General features: G+C 62.8%; 24 protein-coding genes and 1 tRNA gene. 15 read left to right on the plus strand and 10 right to left on the minus strand.

Annotation, left to right across the window (positions count from 1 at the left end; genetic code table 11):
• The first annotated feature begins 100 nt into the window (after positions 1–100).
• Both VKR55_RS31200 and VKR55_RS31205 read left to right on the plus strand, forming a co-directional pair.
• Positions 101–1,075, plus strand: coding sequence for a peptidyl-alpha-hydroxyglycine alpha-amidating lyase family protein (locus tag VKR55_RS31200; RefSeq protein WP_324409246.1), 975 nt, complete (start codon positions 101–103; stop codon positions 1,073–1,075).
• A gap of 391 nt (positions 1,076–1,466) precedes the next feature.
• Positions 1,467–2,024 carry an HNH endonuclease gene (locus VKR55_RS31205; RefSeq protein ID WP_324409247.1) on the plus strand — a complete coding sequence of 186 codons (558 nt, stop codon included), beginning with the start codon at positions 1,467–1,469 and terminating at the stop codon, positions 2,022–2,024.
• A 9-nt stretch (positions 2,025–2,033) separates the two neighbouring features.
• Here the strand turns inward: VKR55_RS31205 and VKR55_RS31210 are convergent, their stop codons facing one another.
• Positions 2,034–2,198, minus strand: coding sequence for a DUF4167 domain-containing protein (locus VKR55_RS31210; RefSeq protein ID WP_324409248.1), 165 nt, complete (start codon positions 2,196–2,198; stop codon positions 2,034–2,036).
• Positions 2,199–2,575: 377 nt separating this feature from the next.
• Here VKR55_RS31210 and VKR55_RS31215 point away from each other — a divergent pair, with 377 nt between their 5' ends.
• The 4 genes from VKR55_RS31215 to VKR55_RS31230 all read left to right on the plus strand — a co-directional run bounded on the left by VKR55_RS31215 (position 2,576) and on the right by VKR55_RS31230 (position 8,498).
• The gene (locus VKR55_RS31215; protein WP_324409249.1) at positions 2,576–5,911 is read left to right on the plus strand and encodes an adenylate/guanylate cyclase domain-containing protein; all 3,336 of its coding nucleotides are present in this window, start codon (positions 2,576–2,578) and stop codon (positions 5,909–5,911) included.
• Positions 5,912–6,079: 168 nt separating this feature from the next.
• Positions 6,080–7,051, plus strand: coding sequence for a S1C family serine protease (locus VKR55_RS31220; protein ID WP_324409250.1), 972 nt, complete (start codon positions 6,080–6,082; stop codon positions 7,049–7,051).
• An 83-nt stretch (positions 7,052–7,134) separates the two neighbouring features.
• Positions 7,135–8,205, plus strand: coding sequence for a carboxylesterase family protein (locus VKR55_RS31225; protein ID WP_324409251.1), 1,071 nt, complete (start codon positions 7,135–7,137; stop codon positions 8,203–8,205).
• A gap of 86 nt (positions 8,206–8,291) precedes the next feature.
• Positions 8,292–8,498, plus strand: coding sequence for a hypothetical protein (locus tag VKR55_RS31230; protein ID WP_324409252.1), 207 nt, complete (start codon positions 8,292–8,294; stop codon positions 8,496–8,498).
• Between the two features lie 54 nt (positions 8,499–8,552).
• Here VKR55_RS31230 and VKR55_RS31235 read toward each other — a convergent pair whose 3' ends face one another.
• The 4 genes from VKR55_RS31235 to VKR55_RS31250 all read right to left on the minus strand — a co-directional run bounded on the left by VKR55_RS31235 (position 8,553) and on the right by VKR55_RS31250 (position 11,075).
• Complete coding sequence (locus VKR55_RS31235; protein WP_414642504.1) at positions 8,553–9,140, minus strand: DsbA family protein; 588 nt, start codon at positions 9,138–9,140, stop codon at positions 8,553–8,555.
• Between the two features lie 105 nt (positions 9,141–9,245).
• Positions 9,246–10,031 (minus strand): sulfite exporter TauE/SafE family protein, encoded by a 786-nt coding sequence (locus tag VKR55_RS31240; protein ID WP_324409254.1) that lies wholly within the window; start codon positions 10,029–10,031, stop codon positions 9,246–9,248.
• Positions 10,032–10,186: 155 nt separating this feature from the next.
• On the minus strand, positions 10,187–10,633 hold the full coding sequence (locus VKR55_RS31245) for a PaaI family thioesterase (protein ID WP_324409255.1): 447 nt from the start codon (positions 10,631–10,633) through the stop codon (positions 10,187–10,189).
• Positions 10,634–10,640: 7 nt separating this feature from the next.
• The gene (locus tag VKR55_RS31250; RefSeq protein WP_324409256.1) at positions 10,641–11,075 is read right to left on the minus strand and encodes an acyl-CoA thioesterase; all 435 of its coding nucleotides are present in this window, start codon (positions 11,073–11,075) and stop codon (positions 10,641–10,643) included.
• 108 nt (positions 11,076–11,183) lie between these two features.
• Here VKR55_RS31250 and VKR55_RS31255 point away from each other — a divergent pair, with 108 nt between their 5' ends.
• The gene (locus VKR55_RS31255; protein WP_324409257.1) at positions 11,184–11,741 is read left to right on the plus strand and encodes a TetR/AcrR family transcriptional regulator; all 558 of its coding nucleotides are present in this window, start codon (positions 11,184–11,186) and stop codon (positions 11,739–11,741) included.
• 50 nt (positions 11,742–11,791) lie between these two features.
• Here the strand turns inward: VKR55_RS31255 and VKR55_RS31260 are convergent, their stop codons facing one another.
• On the minus strand, positions 11,792–12,256 hold the full coding sequence (locus VKR55_RS31260) for a hypothetical protein (RefSeq protein ID WP_324409258.1): 465 nt from the start codon (positions 12,254–12,256) through the stop codon (positions 11,792–11,794).
• Between the two features lie 191 nt (positions 12,257–12,447).
• Here VKR55_RS31260 and VKR55_RS31265 point away from each other — a divergent pair, with 191 nt between their 5' ends.
• Both VKR55_RS31265 and VKR55_RS31270 read left to right on the plus strand, forming a co-directional pair.
• Positions 12,448–12,711 (plus strand): PsiF family protein, encoded by a 264-nt coding sequence (locus VKR55_RS31265; protein WP_324409269.1) that lies wholly within the window; start codon positions 12,448–12,450, stop codon positions 12,709–12,711.
• A 172-nt stretch (positions 12,712–12,883) separates the two neighbouring features.
• A complete protein-coding gene (locus tag VKR55_RS31270) occupies positions 12,884–13,969 on the plus strand; it encodes an AbrB family transcriptional regulator (protein WP_324409259.1) in 1,086 nt (361 codons plus the stop codon).
• Positions 13,970–14,134: 165 nt separating this feature from the next.
• On the opposite strand, the gene VKR55_RS31275 is transcribed toward VKR55_RS31270, so the two are convergent.
• Positions 14,135–14,674 (minus strand): disulfide bond formation protein B, encoded by a 540-nt coding sequence (locus tag VKR55_RS31275; RefSeq protein WP_324409260.1) that lies wholly within the window; start codon positions 14,672–14,674, stop codon positions 14,135–14,137.
• Between the two features lie 171 nt (positions 14,675–14,845).
• Between VKR55_RS31275 and VKR55_RS31280 the strand changes: the two genes are divergently transcribed.
• Positions 14,846–14,930, plus strand: a tRNA-Leu gene (locus VKR55_RS31280).
• 178 nt (positions 14,931–15,108) lie between these two features.
• A complete protein-coding gene (locus VKR55_RS31285) occupies positions 15,109–16,326 on the plus strand; it encodes a tyrosine-type recombinase/integrase (RefSeq protein ID WP_324409261.1) in 1,218 nt (405 codons plus the stop codon).
• Between the two features lie 48 nt (positions 16,327–16,374).
• Here VKR55_RS31285 and VKR55_RS31290 read toward each other — a convergent pair whose 3' ends face one another.
• Both VKR55_RS31290 and VKR55_RS31295 read right to left on the minus strand, forming a co-directional pair.
• Complete coding sequence (locus VKR55_RS31290; protein WP_324409262.1) at positions 16,375–16,641, minus strand: helix-turn-helix domain-containing protein; 267 nt, start codon at positions 16,639–16,641, stop codon at positions 16,375–16,377.
• A gap of 421 nt (positions 16,642–17,062) precedes the next feature.
• Positions 17,063–18,796 (minus strand): DUF3363 domain-containing protein, encoded by a 1,734-nt coding sequence (locus tag VKR55_RS31295; protein WP_324409263.1) that lies wholly within the window; start codon positions 18,794–18,796, stop codon positions 17,063–17,065.
• Between the two features lie 773 nt (positions 18,797–19,569).
• Here VKR55_RS31295 and tnpA point away from each other — a divergent pair.
• The 4 genes from tnpA to VKR55_RS31315 all read left to right on the plus strand — a co-directional run bounded on the left by tnpA (position 19,570) and on the right by VKR55_RS31315 (position 22,733).
• Positions 19,570–20,469, plus strand: a complete 900-nt coding sequence (tnpA, locus tag VKR55_RS31300; RefSeq protein ID WP_324409264.1) for an IS66-like element accessory protein TnpA — start codon at positions 19,570–19,572, stop codon at positions 20,467–20,469.
• On the plus strand, positions 20,463–20,816 hold the full coding sequence (gene tnpB / locus VKR55_RS31305) for an IS66 family insertion sequence element accessory protein TnpB (RefSeq protein ID WP_324409265.1): 354 nt from the start codon (positions 20,463–20,465) through the stop codon (positions 20,814–20,816). Before tnpA ends, tnpB begins: the two co-directional genes overlap by 7 nt.
• A gap of 69 nt (positions 20,817–20,885) precedes the next feature.
• Entirely contained in the window at positions 20,886–22,412 is a 1,527-nt protein-coding gene (tnpC, locus tag VKR55_RS31310) for an IS66 family transposase (protein WP_324409266.1), read from the plus strand.
• A 111-nt stretch (positions 22,413–22,523) separates the two neighbouring features.
• Complete coding sequence (locus VKR55_RS31315) at positions 22,524–22,733, plus strand: hypothetical protein (RefSeq protein WP_324409267.1); 210 nt, start codon at positions 22,524–22,526, stop codon at positions 22,731–22,733.
• 490 nt (positions 22,734–23,223) lie between these two features.
• Here VKR55_RS31315 and VKR55_RS31320 read toward each other — a convergent pair whose 3' ends face one another.
• Positions 23,224–23,607: a transposase gene (locus VKR55_RS31320; protein WP_324409270.1), complete on the minus strand. Its 384-nt coding sequence runs from the start codon at positions 23,605–23,607 to the stop codon at positions 23,224–23,226.
• Positions 23,608–24,432: the final 825 nt, after the last annotated feature.

The following is a 24,432-nucleotide window of genomic DNA, read 5'->3' on the forward strand; positions in this document are numbered from 1 at the left end:
AGAGCCCGGAATCCACAACCACCACCTGTGAGTATGGATTCCGGGCCTGCGCCTAGCGGCGCATCCCGGAATGACGACGCGGTTAAACGGGAGAACGCCAATGAAAAACATCCTCGGCTCCGGAGAGCATCGCTATCGTGTGGTGGAGAACTGGGCAAAACTGCCCGACGGCTGGCAGCTCACAGATGTCGCCTCCGTTGCGGTGGACAGCAAGGACCGCATTTACGTCTTCAATCGCGGCGCGCACCCGGTTGTCGTGCTCGACCGCGACGGCAATTTCCTGCGAAGTTTTGGTGAAGGCCTGTTCTCCCGCGCGCACGGCTTGCATATCGATGCCGATGACAACCTTTATTGCACCGATGACGGCGACCACACCGTGCGCAAATGCACCACCGACGGCAAGGTGCTGCTCACCATCGGCGTTCCAGGCAAGCCGGCGCCCTACATGAGCGGCGAGCCGTTCCATCGCTGTACCCACACCGCGCTGTCGCCGAAAGGCGAGATCTACGTCTCCGACGGGTACGGCAATGCCTGCGTGCACAAATACACGCCCGACGGCAAGCTGATGAAGACCTGGGGCGAGCCCGGCACCGACCCCGGCCAATTCAACATCGTGCACAACATCGCAACCGACGCCGACGGATTCGTTTATGTCGCCGATCGCGAGAACCACCGCGTGCAGGTGTTCGACGGCAACGGCAAATATCAGACGCAGTGGAACAATCTGCACCGGCCATGCGCGCTGTGTTGCTGTGGCGGCAAAGTGCCGAACTTCATCATCGGCGAGCTCGGACCCGGCATGCCCGTCAATCTCAAGGTCCCCAATCTCGGCCCTCGGCTTTCGATCGTCGATGCCAAGGGCAAGCGCATCGCTCGCCTCGGCGGCGAGCACGGTCCCGGCGTCGAGGTCGGAAAATTCCTCGCGCCGCACGGCATCGCGCTGGATTCGAAGGGCGACATCTATGTCGGCGAGGTCGGCGTGACGAACTGGAGGACCAGCTTTCCGGATCAGGAGATGCCGGTGTCGGTGCGGACGAGCCGGTGTTTGCAGAAGTTGGAGAAGATCGCGTCGTAGGATCCGCCACCAGCGCTTGGCTTCCCCCTTCTGATAGTGCGCAACGCCCGGGCGCGAATTTGGCGCCGGTCACCTTCTCGGAACCACGCCAGCGGTCATCCCGCCGGGCGAAAACGGCACGATCATGGTGATGGGCGTGCGGGTAATCCCGCGCGGACGCGATGCCGCCGCATCCAAGCCAGAGTGCGGCCGCAATTGCAGCCGCGAGCCATTCGCCGCATCGACGCCTCCCACCCTGACTCATTGTCCTCAAACAGGCTTGCGGACACGCGTGGAACGCGGACCGTACTTGCGGGATAAGCTCTTCTAAGCTCTTCACAATCCCGTCACGCTGCATGTAGTATGTCAACACATGCTGCTTCGCAGCCGATATGGGAGTCAGGAGCGTTATTTGAACGCACATGTCTCGCAAGGCGGTTGGCCGGTCCTGGTGCTGAATGCGGATTTCCGGCCGCTGAGTTATTACCCGCTGTCGCTTTGGTCGTGGCAGGACGCGATCAAGGCTGTGTTTCTCGATCGTGTGAACATTGTCGAGCACTACGACCGTGCGGTAAGAAGTCCGAGCTTCGAAATCCAATTGCCCAGCGTCGTTTCGTTAAAGTCCTTCGTCAAGCCGACCACCCACCCCGCCTTCACCCGCTTCAACGTCTTCCTCCGCGACCGCTTCGTCTGCCAATATTGCTCGGCGAGCGACGACCTCACCTTCGACCACATCATCCCTCGCTCGAAAGGCGGCCAGACCACCTGGGAAAATGTGGTCGCGGCCTGTTCGCCCTGTAACCTGAAAAAGGGCAACATGACACCGCAACAGGCGAAGATGTTTCCCAGGCAGGCGCCGTTCGCGCCGACGGTGCACCAGCTCCATCGCAACGGCCGGCTGTTTCCGCCGAACTATCTGCACGATAGCTGGCTCGACTATCTCTATTGGGACACCGAGCTGGATCCGTAGCGCGCGAGCTTAGTTCGAGCTGGCGTGCATCGTGCGGAAATAGTGCTCGGCGTGCTGCAGATAGTTTTCGGCGGCGATCGGGTCGCCCTTCAGCTCTTCAGTGCGGGCCAAAGCCAAGTAGGTTTCATAGCTTTTTTGCGCCTTTCGCGGATCCATCGCGTCCTCGCGAGGCATGTGTTCTCGTCTGGCGTTTGGGAGCATGGTTGCTCGCCGCATCGGGTTGGCTGCTTTCGATGTCGGGCGCGGCCGTACGGTCGTCTGCGTTGGTTTGAAGGGGGCTTTCATGTGCTCCATGGCAGCGCGAGGAACCGCACTGCATCGTCCTGGAAATGTCGGTTTATCAAGGGATCGGGTTAAAGGCTCCGACCAGGCAGCGTGCCGTTCTTTTCTGCAGCGGTTGATCCCAAAGGACCACCGAACGGCGCACGATCAACGACCCATCATGTAGGGCGAAAGGCGTCTTTTTCAACCTGGCCGGAAATCCCCAATACCTACCCAAACAAATAATCGCGCGATAACTTGACCCGGTTTGGCAAGGGAGGCCGGCCAGGATGGACGTCGGGACGTGGCTGCGCAGTCTCGGCCTCGATCAGTATGAAGATCTGTTCCGCGAACAGGCGATCGAAGCCGATATCCTGCCGGAGCTGACCGATCAGCATTTGATCGAGCTCGGTGTTCCGCTCGGACACCGGCTGAAGCTCTTGCGCGCCATCCGCGAGCTCGCAAGCGAGCCGCCCGCCTCCGAGCCGATGGCGCCGGACGCGCCCGAACGGCGGCAATTGACTGTCATGTTCTGCGACCTCGTCGGCTCGACCGAGCTGACGGCGCAGCTTGACCCTGAGGACATGGCCGACCTGATCCGCGCCTTTCAGGGCGCGGTGGCGGCCGCGGTCGGCCGTTTTGAAGGCCACATCGCCAAATGGATGGGCGATGCCGCGATGGTCTATTTCGGCTATCCGCGCGCACATGAGGACGACGCCGATCGGGCAGCAAGGGCGGGGCTTGCGCTGGTTGAGGCGGTCGCAAAGCTCCGCCAGGAGCATGCGGCGGCGCTCGAGGTGCGCATCGGCATCTCGACCGGTCTCGTCGTGATGGGTGAGCTGATCGGCGAAGGCGAAGCACGCCTGCGTGAGTTGGTCGGTGACACGCCGAACCTTGCGATGCGGCTGCAATCGGCGGCCGAGCCGGACACGATCGTGGTTGGCGAGGCAACGCGCCGGTTGCTCGGCGACGCCTTCGTGCTGAAGCCGCTCGGGCCACAGACGTTCCCGGGTTTTGCCGCGCCACTCCCGGCCTGGCTGATCACGGCCGAGCGTGAAAATGTCGGCCGGTTCGAGGCCTCGCATCCGGAAGCGCTGACGCCATTCGTCGGTCGCGACGAGGAGATCGCGCTCTTGCTCGACCGCTGGCGTCGCGCGGCCAAAGGCGAGGGCCAGGTGGCGATGCTGTCGGGCGAGGCTGGCATCGGCAAGTCGCGCATCCTGGCGCGGTTGCGCGAAAGCCTGAGTGGCGAGCCGCATGTGCAGCTCCGCTACCAATGCTCGCCACATCACGTCAACGACGCCTTCCATCCGGTGATCGGCCAGATCTGGCGCGCCGCCGGCTTTGTCTCTGGCGAGCCGGCCGACGCACGCCTCGACAAGCTGGAAAGGATGATCGCAAGCGCCGGGCTCCCGATCCAGGACATCGCGCCGTTCTTTGCATCGCTGCTGGCAATCCCGACCGGCGATCGCTATCCCCCGCTCGACATGGCGCCCGGCGAGATGCGGGAGCGGACCATCACCGCGCTGCTCGCCCCGGTGCTGACGGTCGCGAGGCGAACGCCGGTGTTGATGATGCTGGAGGACGCGCACTGGATCGACCCCACCTCGCTCGACCTTACGAGCCGGTGGGTCGAGATGGTGCGGCACCTGCCGGTACTGTTCGTGATGACGTTCCGGCCCGAATTCGTGCCGCGCTGGCTCGGCGGCGATCACGTCACGGCACTGTCGCTCAACCGCCTCGCCCGCGACCAGGCGCTCGCGATGATCGACGGCGTCGTCGAGCACAAAAGGCTGCCGGCCGAGGTGCTGGACCAGATCCTGGCAAAGACCGACGGCGTGCCGTTGTTCATCGAGGAATTGACCAAGAGCGTGCTGGAATCCGAATATCTGCGCGAGGAAGACGACGGTTATGTGCTGACCTCGGCGCTGACGCCGCTGGCGATCCCCTCGACGCTGCACGATTCGCTGACGGCGCGGCTCGACCGGCTGTCGCCGATCAAGGAAACCGCACAGATTGGCGCCGCGATCGGCCGCGAGTTCCCGCACGCACTTCTGGAAGCGATTTCCCCGATCAAGGGCGCGGCACTGAACGACGTGCTGCGCCAGTTGATGGAAGCGGAGCTGATCTACCGTCGCGGTATCCCGCCGAAGGCGAGCTACGTTTTCAAGCACGCGCTGGTTCAGGACGCGGCCTATGGCTCGCTGTTGCGCAGCCGCCGCCAGCGCATCCATGCGCAGATTGCGCTGGCGCTCAAGGAGCGCGTAACCGAAGAAGAATATCCGCCGGCCACCATCGCGCATCACTTCACCGAGGCGGGCCTCGCCGCGTCCGCAGCGCCGGCCTGGCTTGCCGCAGCGGAGCTCGCGCTGTCGCAGTCGGCGCCAGTCGAAGCCGAACGTCATGCCAGCGCGGGGCTGGCGCTCATTGGCAGCATCGCGGAGGGCGGCGAACGCGACGCGCTCGAGCTGGCGCTCCTGGTCGCCCGCGCCAATGCGATGGTGCCGCTCAAAAGCGCTTCGGCGCCGGAGACCTTTGCCGCGATGATGGCGGCAAAACAACTGCTCGACCGCGGCATCGGCACGGATCTGCAGCGCGTCTCCGTCCTGTACGGGCTCTGTGCCGGCACCACGCTCGCAGCGCACCTTACCGAGGCGCTTGCCTTTGCCCGCGAGATCATCGAGGTGGCGGAACGGCTGGACGATCCGGCCTACCGGGTTCTTGGCTACCGGCAATTGGCCACGATCCAGTTCTATTCCGGGCAAAATCGCGAAGCACTGGCGAGCCTGCAGAAGGGCTTCGCCTATCGCGACCAACAGCGGCAGCGGGCGCTGAGTTACCGCTTCGGCTGGGATCAGGGCATCGCGATCCTGTCCTTCGAGGTGCTGGTGCGGATCTCGCTCGGGCTGCTCGACAGTGCCGCCCACATCCGCGACCAGGTGCTCGCCGAGGCGTCCGGCCATGGCCACGCTACGACAGTCGCTTCCGCGAACTTCTGCGTTCGAACCTGGCCCCAGCTTGCGCTGCATGAACTACCCGAGCTGGAGCGCGACTCCGCCGAACTGGCTATTTTCTGTGCCGAGAAGAAGGTCGAGCAGATCCGGCTGCTCGCGAGCGTTCATCATGCCTATGCGCGGGCGATGCGCGAGCCTGGACCGGCCAATATCGCGGCACTTCGCCAAACGCTCGATGCGCTGAAGCGGTCGGGCGGAAATACCGGAAACTCCATCATGCTGTCCAATCTCGCCGAAGCGGAGCTCGCAGCGGGCGATCTCGACGCCGCGGAGGCTGCGCTGAACGACGGCTTTGCCTTTGTCGCGCAATCCGGCGAGCGCTACTGGCTCGCCGATCTGCATCGCCTGTCCGGACAGGCGGCCTTGCAGCGCCGCGGACGCGACCCCGCGCGCGCCGAGGCGTGTTTTCACCACGCGATCGAAGTCGCAAGGGGCCAGGACGCGCGTCTGCTCGAACTGCGCGCAGCGATCGATTTGGGCCGATTGTGGCAAGGCGCGCGAGCAAGCGATGACATTCGCGCGCTGATCGAGCCGATCCTTGGACAAATCGAAGGCGGCGAGTTCGCGCCCGACGTGCGCAACGCCCGCGCCTTGCTTTCCGAGCTCGTATGAACACAACGTTCACATCCCGCTGTGCTTACCATGACGGAACTGGTGCGCTTTCAGCCAAAGATGCTACATTAAGCGGTGAAAGCTGCTTGGGCGCCTTACGCGAAAAAGACGCAGGGCGCCGATCGTCCCCGGCGCGCTGCTTCGCGCCGACACCACAGGAGAGCCGCGATGCCCTCTTTGACCGAATGGAAAGTGCCGCCCGCCTTCCAGCCTCATGACGGTGATTACGGTTTCGACGTCGACCGCGTGCTTTCCTCCGTCGTCGGGCTGCATTCCATCATCCCTCAAGACGGCTTCACGGCGGAGACGCTGGGGACCGAGCGCGCCGGCAACGGCGTCGTGATCGACGACGGGCTCGTGCTCACCATCGGCTACCTGATCACCGAGGCCGAGAGCGTCTGGCTGCATCTTGGCGATGGCCGCGTCATGGAAGGCCATTCGCTCGGCTTTGACGCCGTCACCGGCTTTGGCCTGGTGCAGGCGCTGGGCCACATGGATATTGAGCCGTTGCCGCTCGGCTCTTCGGCCGCGTCGCGGATCGGTGACCGCGTCGTGGTGGGCGGTGCCGGAGGGCGCACGCGCTCGGTCGCAAGCCAGATCGCGGCCAAGCAGGAATTTGCCGGTTACTGGGAGTATCTGCTCGACGAGGCGATCTTCACCTATCCGGCGCACCCGAACTGGGGGGGCGCCGGACTGATCGCCAATAGCGGCGAATTGATCGGAATCGGCTCGCTGCAGCTCGAGCGCGAGCGCGGCGGAAAGGCCGAGCATGTCAACATGATCGTGCCGATCGACATCCTGAAGCCCGTGCTCGACGATCTGCGTCGCTTCGGCAAGGTCAACCGCCCGCCGCGGCCCTGGCTTGGCATGTATTCGACCGAGATCGACAACCGCGTGGTGGTGATCGGCATTTCCGGCAACGGGCCGGCGGCGCGCGCCGAGCTGAAGACCGGCGATGTGATCCTGGCGGTGAAGGGCGAGAAGATCACGAGCCAGGCCGGCTTCTACCGCAAGCTCTGGGCGCTGGGGCCTGCGGGCGTCGACGTGCCGCTGACCGTGCATCATGAAGGCGTCACCTTCGACGTCGTGCTGGCCTCAACCGACCGGGCGAAGCTGTTGAAGGGGCCAAGGCTTCATTGACAAGGCTTCATTGACGAGGCTTCACTCTCGAGGCTTGACTGACGCGATTTCACCGGTGCCGCATTGAGCTTGAGAGCTTGGCAATGAGCGAGGCCGTGGTCGATGACATCGTGGCCGTGCTGCCGCCGCTGTTGCAGTCGCTTGAAGCGCTGTCCTTTGTCGCCCGACATCTCAACCCGCCGGATTTCGGCCGCGTGATGGAGGCGATCGGCGCGCCTGACGAAGCCTTGCGGTCTGTACGCGCGCAACTTTGCGAGTGGCCTGATGATTTCGTCGATGTGCGCGCCGCGCTCGAGACGGCAAGCGATGCTGCGCTTTCCGCCTTCACCGGCTTGCGCGCCGTGCTGCATGGGCAAGGCGATCTGGTTGCAGTGTTTCGCGCCCTGCGTTATTCGGCTCGCGCGCAGGAAGCGCTCTATCCGCTATCAGGACGATTTCCGCCGGTCAGCGACTTCTTCCTCGATCCCTCACGCCGCGATGACGAAATCCTCAAGGCGCGTCTTGCCAAGCCCGCCGCCGACCACAGCGGCGTGATGCACGACCACAACGAGCCCGGCAGCCGCGGCGGCTTCTCGCTTTACGTTCCCGAATACTACACACCTGATCGCGCCTGGCCCCTGGTGGTGGCGATGCATGGCGGCAGCGGCAACGGCCGCAATTTCGTGTGGAGCTGGCTGCGCGACGCCCGCAGCTTTGGCGCCATCCTGATTGCTCCGACCGCGACCGGCCCGACCTGGGCGCTGATGGGCGAAGATGCCGACACGCCGAATCTGTTGCGCATACTTGCGTCCGTGCAGAGCCGCTGGAATGTCGACCCCGCGCGGATGCTGCTGACCGGGATGAGCGACGGCGGCACCTTCTGCTATGTCAGCGGGCTCGATGCCGCCTCCCCCTTCACTCATCTCGCTCCGGTCGCGTCCACCTTCCATCCGCTGATGGCGGAGATGGCCGACAGAGATCGGCTGCGCGGCCTGCCGATCTATCTCGCGCACGGAAAGCTCGACTGGATGTTTCCGGTGCAAGTCGCGCGCCATACGCGAGAGACGCTATCGCTTGCCGGCGCCGACGTCACCTATCGCGAGATCGACGACCTCAGCCACACCTATCCGCGCGAGATCAACGCAGACGTGCTGCGTTGGCTGAATGGGAAATGAACGAGAGATTGCAGCGCAGAGAACTCTTCTCAAGACGGAACCAACCCGCATGAACCGCGTTGATGGCCGTCACCGGAGAGGTTGCCATGCAGTTTTTTATCGGACTGATTGTGGGAGCGCTGCTGCTGTTCTGCGGCGTCTACGTGTACGACTCGACGCAGACGTCGAGCGTGGCCAGTGGCCAGGTCGCCCAGACCAATCGCACCATCGTGAACTGGGATGTCGCGTCGGCAGACTGGAACGCGCTGAAGAGCCGCGCGCATCAGGACTGGATCAGGATTTCGTCGAAGTAGTTGCGGCGTGAAGCGCGCATCGAGGCGGCGTCTTCGCTTTCCGCGAGGGCGCCGTTACGTTTTATTGATCGCCTTTTTCGCCTTGCGCGCGTCGGCGATGACCTGCTCGAATTCATCCATGCTCAAGACGCCGGGCACGCGGAATTTGCCGACGATGAAGGACGGCGTGCCGCGGAAACCCAGCCCTTCGGCCGTCTCGTTATTGCGCGCGAGCATCGCGTCGATCGCCTTGGCATGGGTGTCGAGGTCTTTTTTGGCGCGGTCGACATCGACGCCGGCGTCTGCGATCAATTCATAGATTCGCGGCTCGGTCAGTCTTGAGCTGACGCCGATCATCGCATCATGCGCCTTGTCGTATTTGTCCTGGTATTTGCACGCAAGCGCCACGCGCGCGGCCACGACTGACACCGGCCCGAGAATCGGCCAGTCCTTCAACACCAGGCGCACCTTGCCGTCGTCCTGCACCACCTGGCGCAGCTCCGGCTCGAGCTTGCGGCAATAGGGGCAGTTGAAGTCGAACCATTCGACAATGGTGATGTCGCCGTCGGGGTTGCCGAGCACCGGATTGTCGGGATCGCGCAGCACCGCGGCTTCAGTCGGCTCTGCTTGGGCCCACGCCGTACGCGGCATGACGCCCAGCATCGCCGCGCCGCCGAGCAGCGCCAGCGCATCGCGGCGGTTAGGTGTCAGTCCAGTGAAATCGATCCAGTTGCGCATAAGTCGTCCCGCTTCGGCCCTTACTAACTCCTACGCCGCGAAATAGGAGATGTTACGCGCCAACATATAGAGTGCCACCGCGATAATGACAGCGGCGAACACGATATTCAGCGCGCCGCGCCGCTCCGCCAAGAGCCGCGCCGATCGCGTGCCGGCAAGCCCGCCCGCGATGCCGCCGGCGATGAACAGGCCGGCCAATCCCCAGGACACCAGGCCCGACCAGGCATAGCTCAAGGCCGTGGTGAGGCCGAAAGCCGTGACCGCGACCAGCGACGAGCTCACCGCATTCATGATCGACATGCCGGTCGCCAGCATCAACGCCGGCACGATCAGAAAGCCCCCGCCGATGCCGAAGAAGCCGGATAGCGAGCCGGTGGCGAGGCCAAGGCCGACGATCGCCGGAAGGTTTGCCATGCTCATCTTGACGTCGGAGGCGCCGACCTTCGCCCGCGTCTTCAGCATCAGAAGTGCAATCACCAGCATCACCAGCGCAAACAAGGCGAGCAGCTTCTGGCCGTCGAGCATCTTGCCGAGCAGCGATCCAAAAAACGCGCCGACAATACCGGCGGCCGCGAACATCAGCGCGCAGGACCACACCACCGTGCCGCCTCGGGCATGGTTGGAGAGGTTGATTGCGGCGTTGGCGGCGACCGCGATCGCACTGGTGCCGATCGCCACATGCGGTTCGGGCACGCCGACCACATAGACCATCAAGGGCACCGCCAGGATCGATCCGCCGCCGCCGACGAGGCCGAGCGAAAAACCGACCAGCATTCCCGATGCCAGCCCGAGCAGGCTATGCGCGAGGGAGATCATTGGAGGGGGAGACTCAGTTGCACCGAGTGCCTATAGAAGAAATTACTCTGCCTGGCCATGCCAATGGCACAAAGCCGCACTGCAAGACGGCCAGGGGAGCCAAAAAGCCACTACCTGCGGCGCCGGGACCAAGGTCCAAAGCGCTCGAGCCCTTGTCAATCAGGACGGCGTGGCATCGCCATCAGCGTCCCCGTCATGGTCGCAATCAGGCTTTCGACGCCATTTGCCATCGCATAGGCCCGGCCTTCGCACACCGTCAGCGTCCGGCCCGGCTTGACGACGGCGGCGCGAAACTCGAACCGCTCGCCTTTGGCAGGCGCCAGCAGGTTCGTCTTGAACTCGACCGTCAGGATGTCGGACCCCTCGGGCATCAGCGTGAAGGCGGCAATGCCGCAGGCGTTGTCGAGGCCCGCGGTGATGATGCCGGCGTGGACAAATCCGTTCTGCTGGCTGAAGTCCGGCGAATAGGCCATCGCCAGATCGACCTCGCCCGGCTCAAGCCGCGCAATCGAGATGCCGAGCGTCTTCATCGCCGGCTGCGCCTCGAAGGTCGCGGTCGCGACCGCGCGGAAATCCGGATTCTTCGGCTCGAAGCGCTTCATGCACAGCTCACGCGATCGCTGCTTCTGTGACCGCAAGGTGGCTGGCCACCGTCTCGCGAATATCAGCCGTAAACGCTGTCGATTTGCGCAAAGCGCGGTCCAGATGCACCGCGGTGATCTCGCAGGTCGCCGCGGTCTCACCGGTCTCCGCGTTGCGCATCTCGTGCAGAAGGCGGATCGATTTGGTGCCGATCTCGAGGAGCCGGCTCCGGACTTCAACGATATCGCCGGCCAGCAATTCTCGTTTGTAGGAGATGCTTTGCTGCACCGCCGCCTTGCCGCGGCCGGACTGGCGAAAATAGGCCGGCGTCAAGCCGAGGTGCGCGAAGCAATTCCAGTTGGCCTCGTCGAACTTGCCGACGTACCACATGACGTTCATGTGGCCGACGTGATCGCATTGCCAGGGATAGACCGTGCCGCGATAGGTCACCTCTGCCGCCATCAGCCGCTCCTGTTTTGCCTGTTTTGCGCTCTGATACGGTAGCGTATCACGCTGCGGACGGGCTAGCAATACGGTACCGTATCAAGAATCGGTTAGAGAGACTGCTTCATGGCCGAAGTCACGAACGAGAGCTGGATCAGGGCCGGATTCACCGAGCTGGCGCGCTCGGGCGTAGACGGCGTGCGGGTCGAGGTGCTGGCGAAACACCTCGGCGTCACCAAGGGCGGCTTCTACCGGCGCTTTCGCGATCGCGCGGCGCTGCTTTCCGAGATGCTCAACGAGTGGAGCCGGGGCCGCATCGTGGCGATCGAGCAACAGGCGAGTCTCGATGGCGAAAGCGCGCACGATCGGCTGAAGGGGCTGATCCTGCTCTACTCCGAGCGGATGAATACCGAAGGCATGGCGATCGAGCTCGCGGTCCGGCAATGGGCGCGCTCGGATGAGGCGGCGGCGCGAGCAGTGGCGGGCGTGGATGCAGCGCGGCTGAAAAACGTCGCGCAGCTTTATCGTGCGACGGGCCTTTCTCCGGAAGAAGCCGACGCGCAGGCATTCCTGTTCTATTGTTTCATCTTTGGCCAGAGCCTGCTCTTCCTCGAGCGCGGCTCACGCAGACGGGCGCAGCTTGTCGCGAAGTCAGCCGCAAAGCTGCTCGAGGAACCAGGCTGATTGCGGCCGGACGGCTGTCGCATCCGGCCGCATCCTCGACGTTCAGGCGATCACGCCCCTTTCAGGTGCTTGTTGCACTGTGAGTAGTAGCCACCGCCCTTCTGGATCCACTTCATGCCGGCATTGCCGCCGGTCGCCTTGTTGGCGTTGTACTGATCGACGCAGGTATGCATGCGGCCCTTGCCCGGGGTCTCCTTGGCATATTTCGGATCGATCGCATTCGGAAACACCGCATTGCCGGCCGCGGCCGGAGCTGCTGGCGCAGCCGCAGGCTTTGCGGCCGCCGTGCTCGGCGCAGGCGCGGCTGCGGGAGCTGCGGCAGGCGTCGCATCGGCACCGCATTGCGCCTTGCGGAAGTCATTCCACTTCATACCGTTGAGTGTGCCGTCCTTCTTGGCGGCCTGATATTTTGCGCTGCATTCCTGTCGAGTCAGCGCATTCGCCGGCGCGGTCGCTGCGAACGCAGCAAAACCGGACACCGCAACTGCGCAAAGCAGCTTGTTTTTGAAGGTCATCCCTGAGTCTCCCTTACGACGTGCTGAATGGGGAGCACATCCTATCCGCGAGGCGCCTTACCACAAGCCCGCGACCGCCAAAATATAGTCTTCGCGAGGGCGGCGTTGAACCGGCTTCATTCATCGGAGGTTCATCATCGTGGCGCGAGGTTGCCTTCCTTATCTCTTTTCTTTCCCGAGGTGCCTCCATGATCACGATCTCCTCCCGTGCGGCCGGCCTTGCGCTCGCCGCTTCGCTCCTCTTTGCGGGCGCTGCCTACGCGCAGACGCCAGCTCCCGCCGCCAGTCCGGCGCCCGCTGCCAAGACCGCAAAGACCACAAAGCCCCGTAGCGCCGCCTCGCTCGAATGCTCGAAGGAGGCGGATGCCAAGGGCCTGCACGGCAAGGAACGCAAGAAATTCCGCTCCGACTGCAAGAAGGAGCAGGCCGGCAAGGCCGCGCCCGCGAGCAAGTAGTCTCATCCCTTCCCTTTTGCCCTCCCTTGGCCGCCGCAAGTCGGGCCTGCCCGACTTGCGCACCATAAGCACGCAACCGGCATAGATCCCGGTTGCGTGGCAAGATGACACGCGCATTGCTGCATCGCATTAGCGCATTTGTTCCCCTCTTTCGGATTTGCCATAAGGTAGCGTGAGGCAAATCCTTTCATCGATCGCTGTTTCCCTTCCGAGCCGGAATAAGGCGCTGATCGCGCTTGAGACGCTGGCGATCGGCGCAGCCGGCGGCCTCTTGTTTCTCTGGGCGAACCTGCCGGGCGGGTTGATCTCCGGCGCCATGGTCGCAACCGGCGTCGCGGCGATTTGCGGCCGCCAGCTCGCAGTCCCTGCGTTCGTCACCCAGGCCGTGCTGGTCGTGCTCGGCATTTCGATCGGCGGGGTGGTGTCGCGCCAGCTCATCGCCCATGTCAGCGCCTATCCCTTCACGATCGGCCTGCTTGCGCTCGCGACCTTCTGCTCGACCCTCGGCTCCAGCCTGTACCTGCAGCGTGTCCATGGCTGGGACCGCACCTCGGCCTTCCTCGCTGGCGCGCCCGGCGCGCTGTCGCAGATCACGATTCTTGCGGTCGAGCGCGGCGCCGACCTGCCGGCGATCGCTGTGGTGCAGACCGTGCGCGTCATCATCCTCACCGCGGCGCTGCCGATGGTGCTGGCCTTGAGCGGGCTCGCCCCCGCCAGCGGCTCGGGCATCCTGCTGCCCGCCGCTTCGCCGATGAATCTCATAGCCCTGGTCGCGGCTTCGCTGGCGCTGTCGCTGATTCTCCGGATCCTGAAATTTCCGGCGAGCTGGATGTTCGGCGCGATGATCGCCTCCAGCGTGCTGCATGGCGCCGGCCTCGTCGATGGCGGCGTGCCGCCCTGGGTGCGCAGCGTGGCGCTGGTCGGCATCGGCGCGGTGATCGGCAGCCGCTTTGCGCGGATGAAGCTAAGGGTGCTGGCCGGCCACCTCAACGCGGCGCTCGGCTCGTTTGCGATCGCGATCGCCATTTCCGGCCTCTTCGTCGGCGTCATCGCGCTCACCACCCAGGTACGCTTCTCCGACGCCGTCGTTGCCTTCGCGCCGGGCGCGATGGACGCCATGCTGGCGCTGGCGCTGACACTGCATATCGATCCGATCTTCGTCGGCGCGCACCATCTGTCGCGCTTCGTGTTCGTCACCATCGCGATCCCCGGCATCGTGCACCTGTTCGGGCGCACGCAGGACGACGTGGACGATTAGATCTCATTCTCTATCCTGTAGGGTGGGCAAAGGCGCGAAGCGCCGTGCCCACCAAAAATGCATCGACACCATTGCTTTGAACGGTGGGCACGCTGAGCCTGTCATCGGGCCGCGCGCTCGCGCGGACCCGTTGGCTTTGCCCACCCTACGACCTCGGCCTGCGGGTCAACGCTTGGCCGCCTTCGCCATTCCCCACGCCGCGATCGCGGCCATCAAGAGCGAGATCAGCGCGTTGTAGCCGGCGAGCGAAATGCCAAGGAAGCGGAATTGCACCTCGTCGCAGCGGATCACCTTGACCTTGTCGAGCTGATCCAACAGGTTGCCGGCCTTGCGGAAATCGACCAGCGGCCCGGTGCACTCGGTCGGTCCCTTCCAGAAGCCCCATTCGACGCCTGCGTGATAGGCGCCGAACACGGCACTGCCGAGCGCTGCGAGCGCAAGGATCGCAAGGCCCGCCAGCACCACGCCGCGCGGCGCGCCCTTGCTGGCCGCGATCGCCAACAGCGCCGCGAACGGCACCGCGAAATAATAGGCGTAGCGCTCTTCGAGGCACATCGGGCACGGCAGGATCTGCAGCACGAGCTGGAAGAACCAGGCGCCGGCGAGCGTCGCCGCCGCGATCACCAGGATCGCGAGCGCGGAAGCTGCGGCCGGGCTGGCCTCGATGCGGCTTGCGAGCGGAAAATGCGATATCTCTGACGTCACGTGCTGCCTTTCCCGGTAAACAGATCGGTAAACTTGGTATCGCGCATCCCCAAAGCTGTCGAGCCGATGCGAAATCACATCCGCGCGGGTTGACCCCCATCTGCCGCCCGTTATAGTCCCGCCGCTTCGCCGCCCTGTTCGGCCTTTCCGGCCAAAGGGGACAATGCGAATGCCCCTGTGGCGGAACTGGTAGACGCGCTCGACTCAAAATCGAGTTCCGCAAGGAGTGCTGGTTCGATTCCGGCCAGGGGCACCAGTCGGGCATTCGCCGTCATCCGCCAATGTTCACTTTCCTCAATAACGACGGCCACAAGTCGCATTTTTGACTTCGCGGCCGTTCGCCCAAATTTCATGGTATCCGGCGACTTTCATGGTATTTTCCATGGTAGATTGTTGGGGTCATGGTATCGCGACTTTTGGGTGGAATCGAACCGATGCCGGTCAAGAACGACACCTATTTTCGGCACCTGAAAGCTGGCGAAAAAGACTACAAGCGCTCCGACAGTGGCGGCCTCTTCATGCTCGTCACCAAGACCGGATCAAAGCTCTGGCGCTACGCGTACAACTTTGACTCCAAGCAGAAGCTGCTCGCGCTAGGCCAGTATCCTGTCACCTCTCTCGCAGACGCGCGCATCAAGCGCGACGATGCCAAGAAGCTGCTTGCCGAAGGCATCGACCCCTCCGTCAACCGCAAGGAAGAGCGCCGCAATGCGCGAATGGCGCGAGCCAACACTTTTGAAGCCGTGGCCAAAGAACTCATGGACAAGTCCGAGGCAGAGGGCGATGCCCCGAAAACGCTGAAGAAGAAACAGTGGCTGCTTGATTTCGCCAACAAGGAATTCGGCAAGCGGCCGATCGCGGAAATCAAGGCGCCGGAAATCCTTGATGCGTTGCGGAAGATCGAGAAGCGCGGGCGGCACGAAACAGCCACTCGCGCGCGTGGCACTATTGGTGCCGTATTCCGTTTCGCCATTGCAACGGGTCGCGCGGAACGGGATCCAACCGCAGACCTGCGCGGCGCGCTGATCACACCGACGGTTACTCACCGGGCCACGATTGTCGAACCCAAAGCTGTCGGTGCGCTGCTGCGGGCAATTGATGGCTTTGAGGGGCACGCCGTAACGAGATATGCCCTAAAGCTGGCACCGTTGGTTTTTGTGCGACCTGGCGAGCTTCGCCAGGCCGAATGGGCCGAGTTCGACCTGACTGGCACGGAATGGCGCATACCCGCTAAAAAGATGAAGATGAGACGACCGCACCGGGTACCGCTGGCGCATCAAGCGCTCGCTATTCTTCGCGACCTCCAGCAAATAACGGGTGGATCAAGATATCTCTTTCCGTCGGTGCGATCCTGGCATCGCCCGATCAGCGACAACACGCTGAACGCGGCTTTGCGCCGTCTCGGATACGACAAGACCGAATTGACCATTCACGGTCTGCGATCCACCGCGTCAACGCTCCTGAACGAAAGCGGCAAATGGCATGCGGATGCGATCGAACGTCAACTTGCCCATCAGGAGGCGAATGAAATCCGTGGCGCCTACACCCATGCCGCCGAGTTCTGGCAGGAGCGCGTGCGGATGATGCGCTGGTGGGCGGATGAGCTCGATCGGATGAAAGAGCTCGGCCGCGTCATAAAAATGAGCGCCTGACGAGGAAAACGTGGAAAGCGGAATTAGTCGCACTTGAGTCGCACACCATCACACGGAGGTGTTCGACTCAAGGAGCGAAAGAAGTGAGCGCACCACCACCAATCGGCGGCGTCCGACGGTTGTGGTCGCAAGATGTCCATCTCCAATCAACTCGTAAAGCTTCGTGCGCCCGAGGCCTGTCATCTCACACGCTTCGTTAATCGTGCAGGTGAGCTTCTGGACGAATGGAACCGTCTGCGACCTCACGGCTTCCGGAGCGGATGAAGTAATCTGCAACTCTTCTACTTCGTCGTTCTCTCGTCGCTTGCGCCTCATGGATTCTCCTGTTCGCAAAGAACTCGACAGGGGCCAGACTTGTCTTTGCGATGAGCAGCGTCAATGCGGACGTCCGAGGGTCACAGCGTACGACAGCGCGCGTCGACGGTTATTCGGCTAGTTTCGGATATCAGCGGTGCCAAATAATTTTTCGATGTGTTGTGAGAGGGTGCGACCACGGAAACGATTGGGCTCCCCACTCACGCCGGCGCCAGCATATGGTGGTTCTGCAGGCCGAGCGCTGCAAAATTGATTATGGGGACCGTTTAGCCATCCCGCGGAGCCGCCGTCGCTCGCTCGCGTGAGCGCAGCATTGGCGAGCGACGGCAGCGGAGAGGGGTGGCCAATCCCTTGGTGAGTCCGAGCATCGTCAGACGGCTTTGCGATTCAAACTCGGGCCGCCTGTCGTTTGATCACGGCGTTATAGGCTCAGCCCCCTGTTCCTTCCCAACGTCCACTCGATTCCGCCGTCCTCGCGCTGTAGGCCGGTGATGTGCCGGCCGATGTGCTTCTCGAGGAGCGGTTGCCAGGGCACGAGCTGAAAGCCGAGCCCGTTGTCGATCATGGCGAAGCGTCCGCTGACGAGGCTGGCGACGCCGGCGAGGCGGCCACTGACATACTCGCCAGAGTTTGCTGGCATGTAGGTTAACCCGCGCTCTCTCGCCATCTGATGGCCGACACGCTCAATCTCCCGTCGCTCAAGAGTCGCCACCGTGTCCACGGGGACGAGAACGTGGCCATCCTTAGCGGTCGCAAGGCCCATCTCGACAAGTCGCCGAGCCCGATGGCTGATAGCTTTGTTGACCTCTCTGCCAAAACCGCTGTCCCTGATTTCCGAGCGGTCCTCGGCAATAATCTGTCGGTCGAGCCAAGTCGCACCATCGCTGGCAATCTGCCGGTCGAGGCCGACCGCCGAGAGCGTCCGTATCCTCAGCCCGTCGCCGCCCTGGCTCAGGTCGTACGCCTGCCCACGCTCGACGATGTTCTTCGGAACCTTCCAATGGTCGGCATCGACCCGCTCGACAAGGCCCGCCCGGCGCAGTGCTTCCAGGCGGCGGACGTGGGAGCGGACATAAGCCTCGGGGTCCTTACCCTGCCGCTCAAAGCTGCCGTGGACGCGCTCCAGGTGGCGGCTCGGCCGGTAGATGCCATTGTTCTCCTCGGCATTGCTGGCGATGTTGCGGTCGGCAGGTCTTGGGCCGGACACGACTGGGGCCGCTTCGACGATCATGTCGCGCCCGACCTCCTCGATCCGGCTCGCCTCCTTGAACTCGATGTGATGGACCCGGCCATCGATGCTGTCGACGACCAGGTAGACCCGCTCGCCCATCTCGTCTCCAGCCAGGCCTTTGGCCAAGACCCGGCCGACGATCCTCTCGCCTAAGCCTTCGCCGTGAAGGGCGAATTGGCCGACACCACGCTCCTCGGCGAGACCATTTCTGCTGAGCGCCCGGTGGATCGAATTGATGGCCTCATTGCGGTGGTCCAGATCCTTCAGGACTTGCTCCGCGCGGTCGGAAAGGGACCATCGCCCCGGCTCAAGCTGGGTTGCTATTCCATAGCGCTCCAGGTGCCTGACCCGGCTGATCATGAGGTTACGGTTCTCGCGGACGAGGAACGTCGCCCCCTCCCCGGGTCGCAGGTCGATCACGCCCTGCTCCTGCTGCTCGCTCAAGAGCATCTTGTCGAGCCGGGTCACGCGCTCAGCCTCGACCTCGTTCTGCAGCTTTGTCTGCAGCTCGATCTCGCTTTGGTGGCCCAGTTCCCGGGTCACCAGTTCGCTCGCCCGATGGCGGACGCCATGGGCGATGTAGTCGCCGGCGATGTTGAGGATCCGGCCGTCATCGAGCACGCCCCGGACGATGATGTGGGTGTGGGGATGACCGGTGTTGTGATGGTCGACCGCGATCCAGTCGAGGCGGGTGGCGAGATCCAATTCCATCTGGCGCATGAGGTCACGGGTGAAGCCGCGAAGGTCAGCCATTTCGGCAGAATCCTCCGGCGACACGATGAAACGAAATTGATGGCGATCTTCCCGGCCGGGCTCCACAAAAGCCCTGCTGTCGACCTCGTTCTCGAAGGCGGAATAAGCCTTGCCCCGTTCGCCATCTCGCGTAACCCCGTCCCGTTCGAGGTAACGGAGATGGGCGTCCACAGCCCCACTCACTGTCGTACGCATCTTCGGCGCCCGGGCGCCCCGCCCTTGCGGATTGAGACGGACCACCCGTGCCTTGACCACCACACGACGCGTACGGAAGCGGCCCGCGCAATCCCGTTGCCAGCCTCCGTTCCCACCCTCTCGAGGGAGCGAGGCAACCACCTTCGCGCCTCGGCCGCGGGCATTGAACCGGCCTGTGCTTTCTCCTTCCCGGCGACGGCCCGATCGCGCCCCAGCACCTATGCGGCGGGGATCGCCCCCCGCCTTGCGGACCGCGATTTGGACCTGCTTGAGGAACGGCTGCATCCGCCGATTGATGCGCCCTCCGCCGCTGCGCGATCGCCCAGGTCTGACCCGAAAATTTTCGCTCTCATCCCTAGCCATGGCGAGACGATTGATATCGAAATGAGCTCGCACAAGAGCTACCGAGCATCGATCGCATCAAATCGCGTCAACGTGTAGCATAGCGAACAATTGGCAGGCACTCTCATCCACGCACATTGCGGGCGCCATCGCCTGAAGAATTGAAATCAAAAGGGAAATTTCTGAGAGCGGCGGCGCGCCACCTCGTGGGGTGCCGTCCAGACGGCGTCGCAAGGTGCAAAAACCAATGTGCAGACAACCCTTTGCGACCGGAGGGAGCCAGCGAACGCCAGTTCGCTTTATCTTGCCTTCCTAATCGGGCGTGGTAAGCGTCCGAACCCTGCACGTCTTTCCAATATTTTGTTCTCGTTCCATTTCGGGTTCTCTGCTGCACTGGAGAATCTCCGGTGGGTTCAAAACATTTCCAGAACAAGGCGAGGCGCGAGTGGTGGTCGATCCACATCGAAGCCTGGCGACGCAGTGGCCTTTCGCGCAAGGCGTATTGCCGTCGGCATCGATTGGACAACGGGACGTTCACGCGCTGGCTTAACGTGCTCGCTGGCGAGGAGGCTGCACGCAAGCTTGTGGAATATCAGACGGAATTGCGCCGTGAGAAACGCCGTGAAGAGCGGGAAAAAGGACTGCGAAAGCGGCGTCGGCAAGCTTTTGGCATCAGCACGAATACACGCAATCGCGCCATGCAAGCGTTCTGGGCGGTGCATGTGGAAGCCATGAACTGGAGCGGAATGGGCGTCCGCGAATATGCAGCGGCGCTGTCGTTGTCGCCGTACGCGTTGCGCACATGGTGTGACCGGCTGGACGATGGCGAGGTTGAAATCGACTGGCGCGCACATCTTCACCCCTCCGCTCGCCCGCTCGTTAGCACTAGTGCCAAGGAATCGACCTCGGAAAGCAGCTTGACAGACGTTGCAAATGACGTTCCCCAAGCGCCGGCGACGCCCGCCCGGCGCTTCTTCAGCGACGAGCAGAAGCTCGCGATCGTCATGCAAACCGAACAGCCCGGCGCGACGGTCTCCGGCGTTGCGCGCAAGCACGGCATCGTCACGGGGCTGCTGTTCCGCTGGCGTGTGGAGTTCGGCGTGGCCCAGAAAAATCGAGCGAAGCTTGTGCCCGTCACCCTTCCCGACGACACGGCGTCGGCGCGGCTTCTGCGCGACCTGGTACAACCGCCCGAGGGAATGATGGCCGTTGAGCTGACCGATGGCCGACGCGTCTTTGCGCCAAAAGATAGCGATCCCGACGTTGTCCGGGCGCGCGCTGAGAGCGGAGAGATCGCGTCATGCTGATCGTTCCGGCTGGTGTGAAAGTGCATTTGGCGCTCGGCTACACCGACATGAGGAAAGGCATGGATGGGCTCGCCATGCTGGTCCAGGAAGTGCTGAAGAAAGATCCGTTCTCGGGCCACTTGTTTGCGTTCCGTGGCAAGAAGGCGTCGATGCTGAAGATCCTGTTCTGGGACGGCAACGGTCTTTGCCTGTTCACCAAGCGGATCGACCAGGGTCGTTTTGTCTGGCCCGTGATGGCAGGTTACGATGGCTCGATCACGCTGACGCCGGCACAGCTCGCGATGCTGATCGAAGGTATCGACTGGCGCGCGCCGGAGCGCGTTTGGAAGCCAGTTCTCGCTGGTTGAATCGCAGAAACCCCTGTCAAATACGGCGAAGTTGCTTCTTCGAATCAGCGCGTTCGAGTAGAATCGAATATGCAGCTCGATCTCAACGATCTCCCGACAGATACAGCACTTCTGCACCGCCTGGTGCGCGATATTGTCGGCACGATCGAACATCGCGACGGCGAAATCGAGCGTCTGAAAGCGATCATCAAGCAGTTGCAGCGAGCGCAGTTCGGCCGCCGTTCCGAGCGGCTCAATCCCGATCAGCTCGGGCTTGACGATATCGCTGGTGACATTGCTCGTGAAGAAGAGAGCCGTCCGCGGGCCAAGAACCAACAAGCCGAACGATCTTCCCATCGCAAGCCGCTGCCTGACCATCTGCCGCGCGAGAATGTGCGGCTCGATATCGACGACATGATCTGCGCCTGCTGTGGTGACGCCCTGCATGTCATCGGAGAGAGCGTGAGCGAGATGCTGGACTGGATTCCGGCTCAGTTGCGCGTGATCCACACCACTCGTCCCAAATACGCCTGCCGAACTTGCGAGATAGTGGTGCAGGCGCCAGCTCCAGAGCGGGTGATCGCCGGCGGCGTGGCGACGCCAGCGCTGCTCGCCCAGGTGCTGGTCGGCAAATATTGCGATCACACACCGCTCTATCGGCAGTCGCAGATCTTCGCCCGGCACGGCGTCGATCTTCCGCGGTCGACGCTCGCCGGATGGGTTGGCGGCGCATGCTGGTGGCTCGAGGCGTTGCACGAACGCCTGTGCAAGAACGTGTTCGCCTCGGACCATCTGTTCGCCGACGACACGCCGGTGCCGGTGCTCGATCCCGGACGTGGGCGGACGAAGACCGGACGTCTCTGGGTCTATGCCCGCGAGCAACGCGGCTGGGGCGGACCGGAGCCGCCGGCGGCGGTTTATCTGTTCGCGCCAGACCGCAGAGCTGAGCGACCAGCTTCGCACCTCGAACACTTCAAGGGCGTTTTGCATGTCGACGGCTATGCTGGCTTTGAGCCTTTGACTGGCAAAGGCGACATCGTGCTCGCTGCATGCTGGAGCCATACGCGGCGGCGGTTCTACGAGGTGGCGCAAGCCACAAACGCGCCGATCGCGACCGAGTCGCTTCGCCGGATCGCCGAACTCTGTGCCGTCGAAGCTGAAGTTCGTGGGCAGTCGCCCGCCCATAGGCTCGCTGCACGTCGCAATCGCTCGAAGTCCATTGTCGATGCCATGCGGCTCTGGTTCGAAGCGCAGCTTCCCCTTGTACCCGGCCGCAGCACTCTGGCCGAAGCTATCCGCTACGCGCTCTCGCGTTGGGAAGGTCTGACGCGCTTCCTGCATGACGGTCGTATCGAGCTCGATACCAACCCGGTTGAACGCGCAATCAGGCCTGTTGCACTCGGTCGCAAGAATCATCTCTTCGCTGGAAGCGACGGCGGCGGACATCGATGGGCTGTGCTGTGTTCGCTGATCGAAACGTGCAAGCTCAACTACGTTGAGCCGTACGCGTATCTCCATGATGTGCTCTCGCGCATGGTCGACGGACATCCGGTCAACCGCATCGACGAACTGTTGCCATGGAACTGGATATCTGAGGAATCCGCTGCTACCGTGTGAGCAGAACCGACATCTTGCCAAGCAGCGAAGTTCGAGCAAGCTGCAGCGGCACCGGTCGTGTATTGTAGCAGTCCTGTTGGTCGAAACTTGCGACGTGATGAGGATAATGAGGTGACACAGTCTTCTGGAAACGAAGCAGATGCCAGGCTGCTTGCCGAGGCTATTGCTGCGCTTCGCGAACTGACCTCGCGCGTGCAAGAAGTCCACGATTGCTCGTTCGACGACGGCCATTCCGTTGATACCTGGCAGAGCGATGAACTCCGAGCGGCGATAAAGCGTGCCGAAGCAGTGATCGCGAAGGCAGGGCCTCCTAAAGAGTAGTAGGCTGCCGTCACGCCGCCGCCCTCTAGTCCGCTGCAAATACCCAGGTGTGGCGGCGGATCTCGAAATATTGTCAAGGCCAAGCGTCATGTGCAGTCCCCGGACGCTTACCGGGCGTGCAAAGTCAACTCCCTCCTACGCTTTTTTGCGATTTCTCTAAACAAGCAGCGCTCCTTATCTCGCTGCTTCGATTGCGAGCAGCGTTCGCTATCAGCACGGTCGCGACTTGCATTCACCAGGCGTGGTCCATGCGTTCCTTCGCGTTCATCACTTGGGCTGTCGCATGCTCCTTATCAGGTTCGTAAACAGGGCTGTCCAAGCAGTCAGGCGCTCTCATCCCCGAAGGGCGGCAGCAGGCATGAGATAGCGGACATTCCTCGTTTCGCGGCCCCGCCTGGGGGACGCTCACCGCGCGCGCGGATCTCTAATGTTTGCTCCTCCTCAACATGCTGGCTGCAAGACCGGCAGCAGTTCTTGACCAGCGCAGCAATTACTGCGCAGATTTCAATCTGAGCCGTTGCGTTGCCTTGGCGCGGAACCCGACGTGGAAGTTGGTCTCGCTGACCCACATCCGATGCAGAATGCTTGCGAGCTTGCGCGCAACGGCGACGATCGCGCACAGCAGGTTCGACCGCTTGGCGATCCGCAGGCCCCACGCGCGCAAGGCGGACCATGTTCTGACGCGCAGCAGAAGGCTTGCAGCCGCCTCGCAAAGCACCTCCCGAACGGCGATATCACCCTGCTTGGTGATACGGGCTTCATAGTTGATGGAGGTTCCGGACTGATGTCGTCTCGGGGTCAATCCAAAATGCGCGCCGACCGTTCGCGATCGCGCAAAGCGCCGAGGGTCATCGACATCGACTTTGAACGGCAGCTAGGACAGCTGCGCTGGCTTGATCGACATCGGCGCCAGTCACATATGTACAGGATCGGGGATCGTTGGCCCGACACATTGGCAACGCACCAGCCGCCTCAAATTGAGGCAGTGCGTCCAAATAAGAAGAGGCACCGCGTTCGAGCGGCGCTCGACGCAGCGCACCTCTCTGCAAAACGCAACGGCACGAGCCGTCGAGGGAAGCCTTGGCGGCTTTTGCGTACGCACCGTCTTAGGTATGACGACATTCGCCGTGCCGCGGCGGCGAAAGAGGAATGGTCGCCGGCTTCGCTCTATCTGAAAATGAAAGAACGGTGGTCGGCTGCCGATCGATCGTGGCCCGTCAACGGTGAGGCTGTGATCCGGAACACCTTAGAAATCCATTGCCCGACTTGCGCGTGCTACGACGGCGGACCAAAAGTGTTCATGCATATCGACCGTGGCGTTTGGGCATTATCTGCTGCATCTGCTGCGAACTAAAGCCAACGATCCGGGTTGCTTGCGCCCTTGATTGCGGCCCGCGATTGGTAGCAGCGGGTTAGCCACGACCTCTCTTGGTCTTCGGCGGCGGCTTCGGCTCGGACTGCGCGGTATTGCGGACGGCCTTGGCCAGCATCTCGCGCAGCTCAGCCTTGGTCTTCTCAGCCTTGGTCTTCCTCGGCTCGCGGCGTGGGGGTTGCCATTCGTGCGCATTCCGGTGAAGGCGACCATGGATTCCGACGCATGGCGACCACTTGATCCGGTCGATGACGACCAGGGCGGCGCATGAGCGAGATGGCGCCGTTGGATGCAGGTTTTGATCTCAGTATTCGAGGTTTCGGTCAA

Origin of the sequence: Bradyrhizobium sp. (genome assembly GCF_035309285.1) — a bacterium.
In the GTDB taxonomy this organism is placed as follows: Bacteria; Pseudomonadota; Alphaproteobacteria; order Rhizobiales; family Xanthobacteraceae; genus Bradyrhizobium.

Bases quoted from the DNA above. Each gene is read 5' to 3' on its own strand.
- VKR55_RS31215 (WP_324409249.1), top strand. From the start codon at position 2,576: ATGGACGTCGGGACGTGGCTGCGCAGTCTCGGCCTCGATCAGTATGAA.
- tnpB (WP_324409265.1), top strand. From the start codon at position 20,463: ATGCTGATCGTTCCGGCTGGTGTGAAAGTGCATTTGGCGCTCGGCTAC.
- VKR55_RS31240 (WP_324409254.1), bottom strand. From the start codon at position 10,031: ATGATCTCCCTCGCGCATAGCCTGCTCGGGCTGGCATCGGGAATGCTG.
- VKR55_RS31250 (WP_324409256.1), bottom strand. From the start codon at position 11,075: ATGGCGGCAGAGGTGACCTATCGCGGCACGGTCTATCCCTGGCAATGC.
- VKR55_RS31245 (WP_324409255.1), bottom strand. From the start codon at position 10,633: ATGAAGCGCTTCGAGCCGAAGAATCCGGATTTCCGCGCGGTCGCGACC.
- VKR55_RS31285 (WP_324409261.1), top strand. From the start codon at position 15,109: ATGCCGGTCAAGAACGACACCTATTTTCGGCACCTGAAAGCTGGCGAA.
- VKR55_RS31225 (WP_324409251.1), top strand. From the start codon at position 7,135: ATGAGCGAGGCCGTGGTCGATGACATCGTGGCCGTGCTGCCGCCGCTG.
- VKR55_RS31220 (WP_324409250.1), top strand. From the start codon at position 6,080: ATGCCCTCTTTGACCGAATGGAAAGTGCCGCCCGCCTTCCAGCCTCAT.
- tnpC (WP_324409266.1), top strand. From the start codon at position 20,886: ATGCAGCTCGATCTCAACGATCTCCCGACAGATACAGCACTTCTGCAC.
- VKR55_RS31260 (WP_324409258.1), bottom strand. From the start codon at position 12,256: ATGACCTTCAAAAACAAGCTGCTTTGCGCAGTTGCGGTGTCCGGTTTT.
- VKR55_RS31200 (WP_324409246.1), top strand. From the start codon at position 101: ATGAAAAACATCCTCGGCTCCGGAGAGCATCGCTATCGTGTGGTGGAG.
- VKR55_RS31230 (WP_324409252.1), top strand. From the start codon at position 8,292: ATGCAGTTTTTTATCGGACTGATTGTGGGAGCGCTGCTGCTGTTCTGC.
- VKR55_RS31210 (WP_324409248.1), bottom strand. From the start codon at position 2,198: ATGCCTCGCGAGGACGCGATGGATCCGCGAAAGGCGCAAAAAAGCTAT.
- VKR55_RS31255 (WP_324409257.1), top strand. From the start codon at position 11,184: ATGGCCGAAGTCACGAACGAGAGCTGGATCAGGGCCGGATTCACCGAG.
- VKR55_RS31235 (WP_414642504.1), bottom strand. From the start codon at position 9,140: ATGCTGGGCGTCATGCCGCGTACGGCGTGGGCCCAAGCAGAGCCGACT.
- VKR55_RS31290 (WP_324409262.1), bottom strand. From the start codon at position 16,641: ATGAGGCGCAAGCGACGAGAGAACGACGAAGTAGAAGAGTTGCAGATT.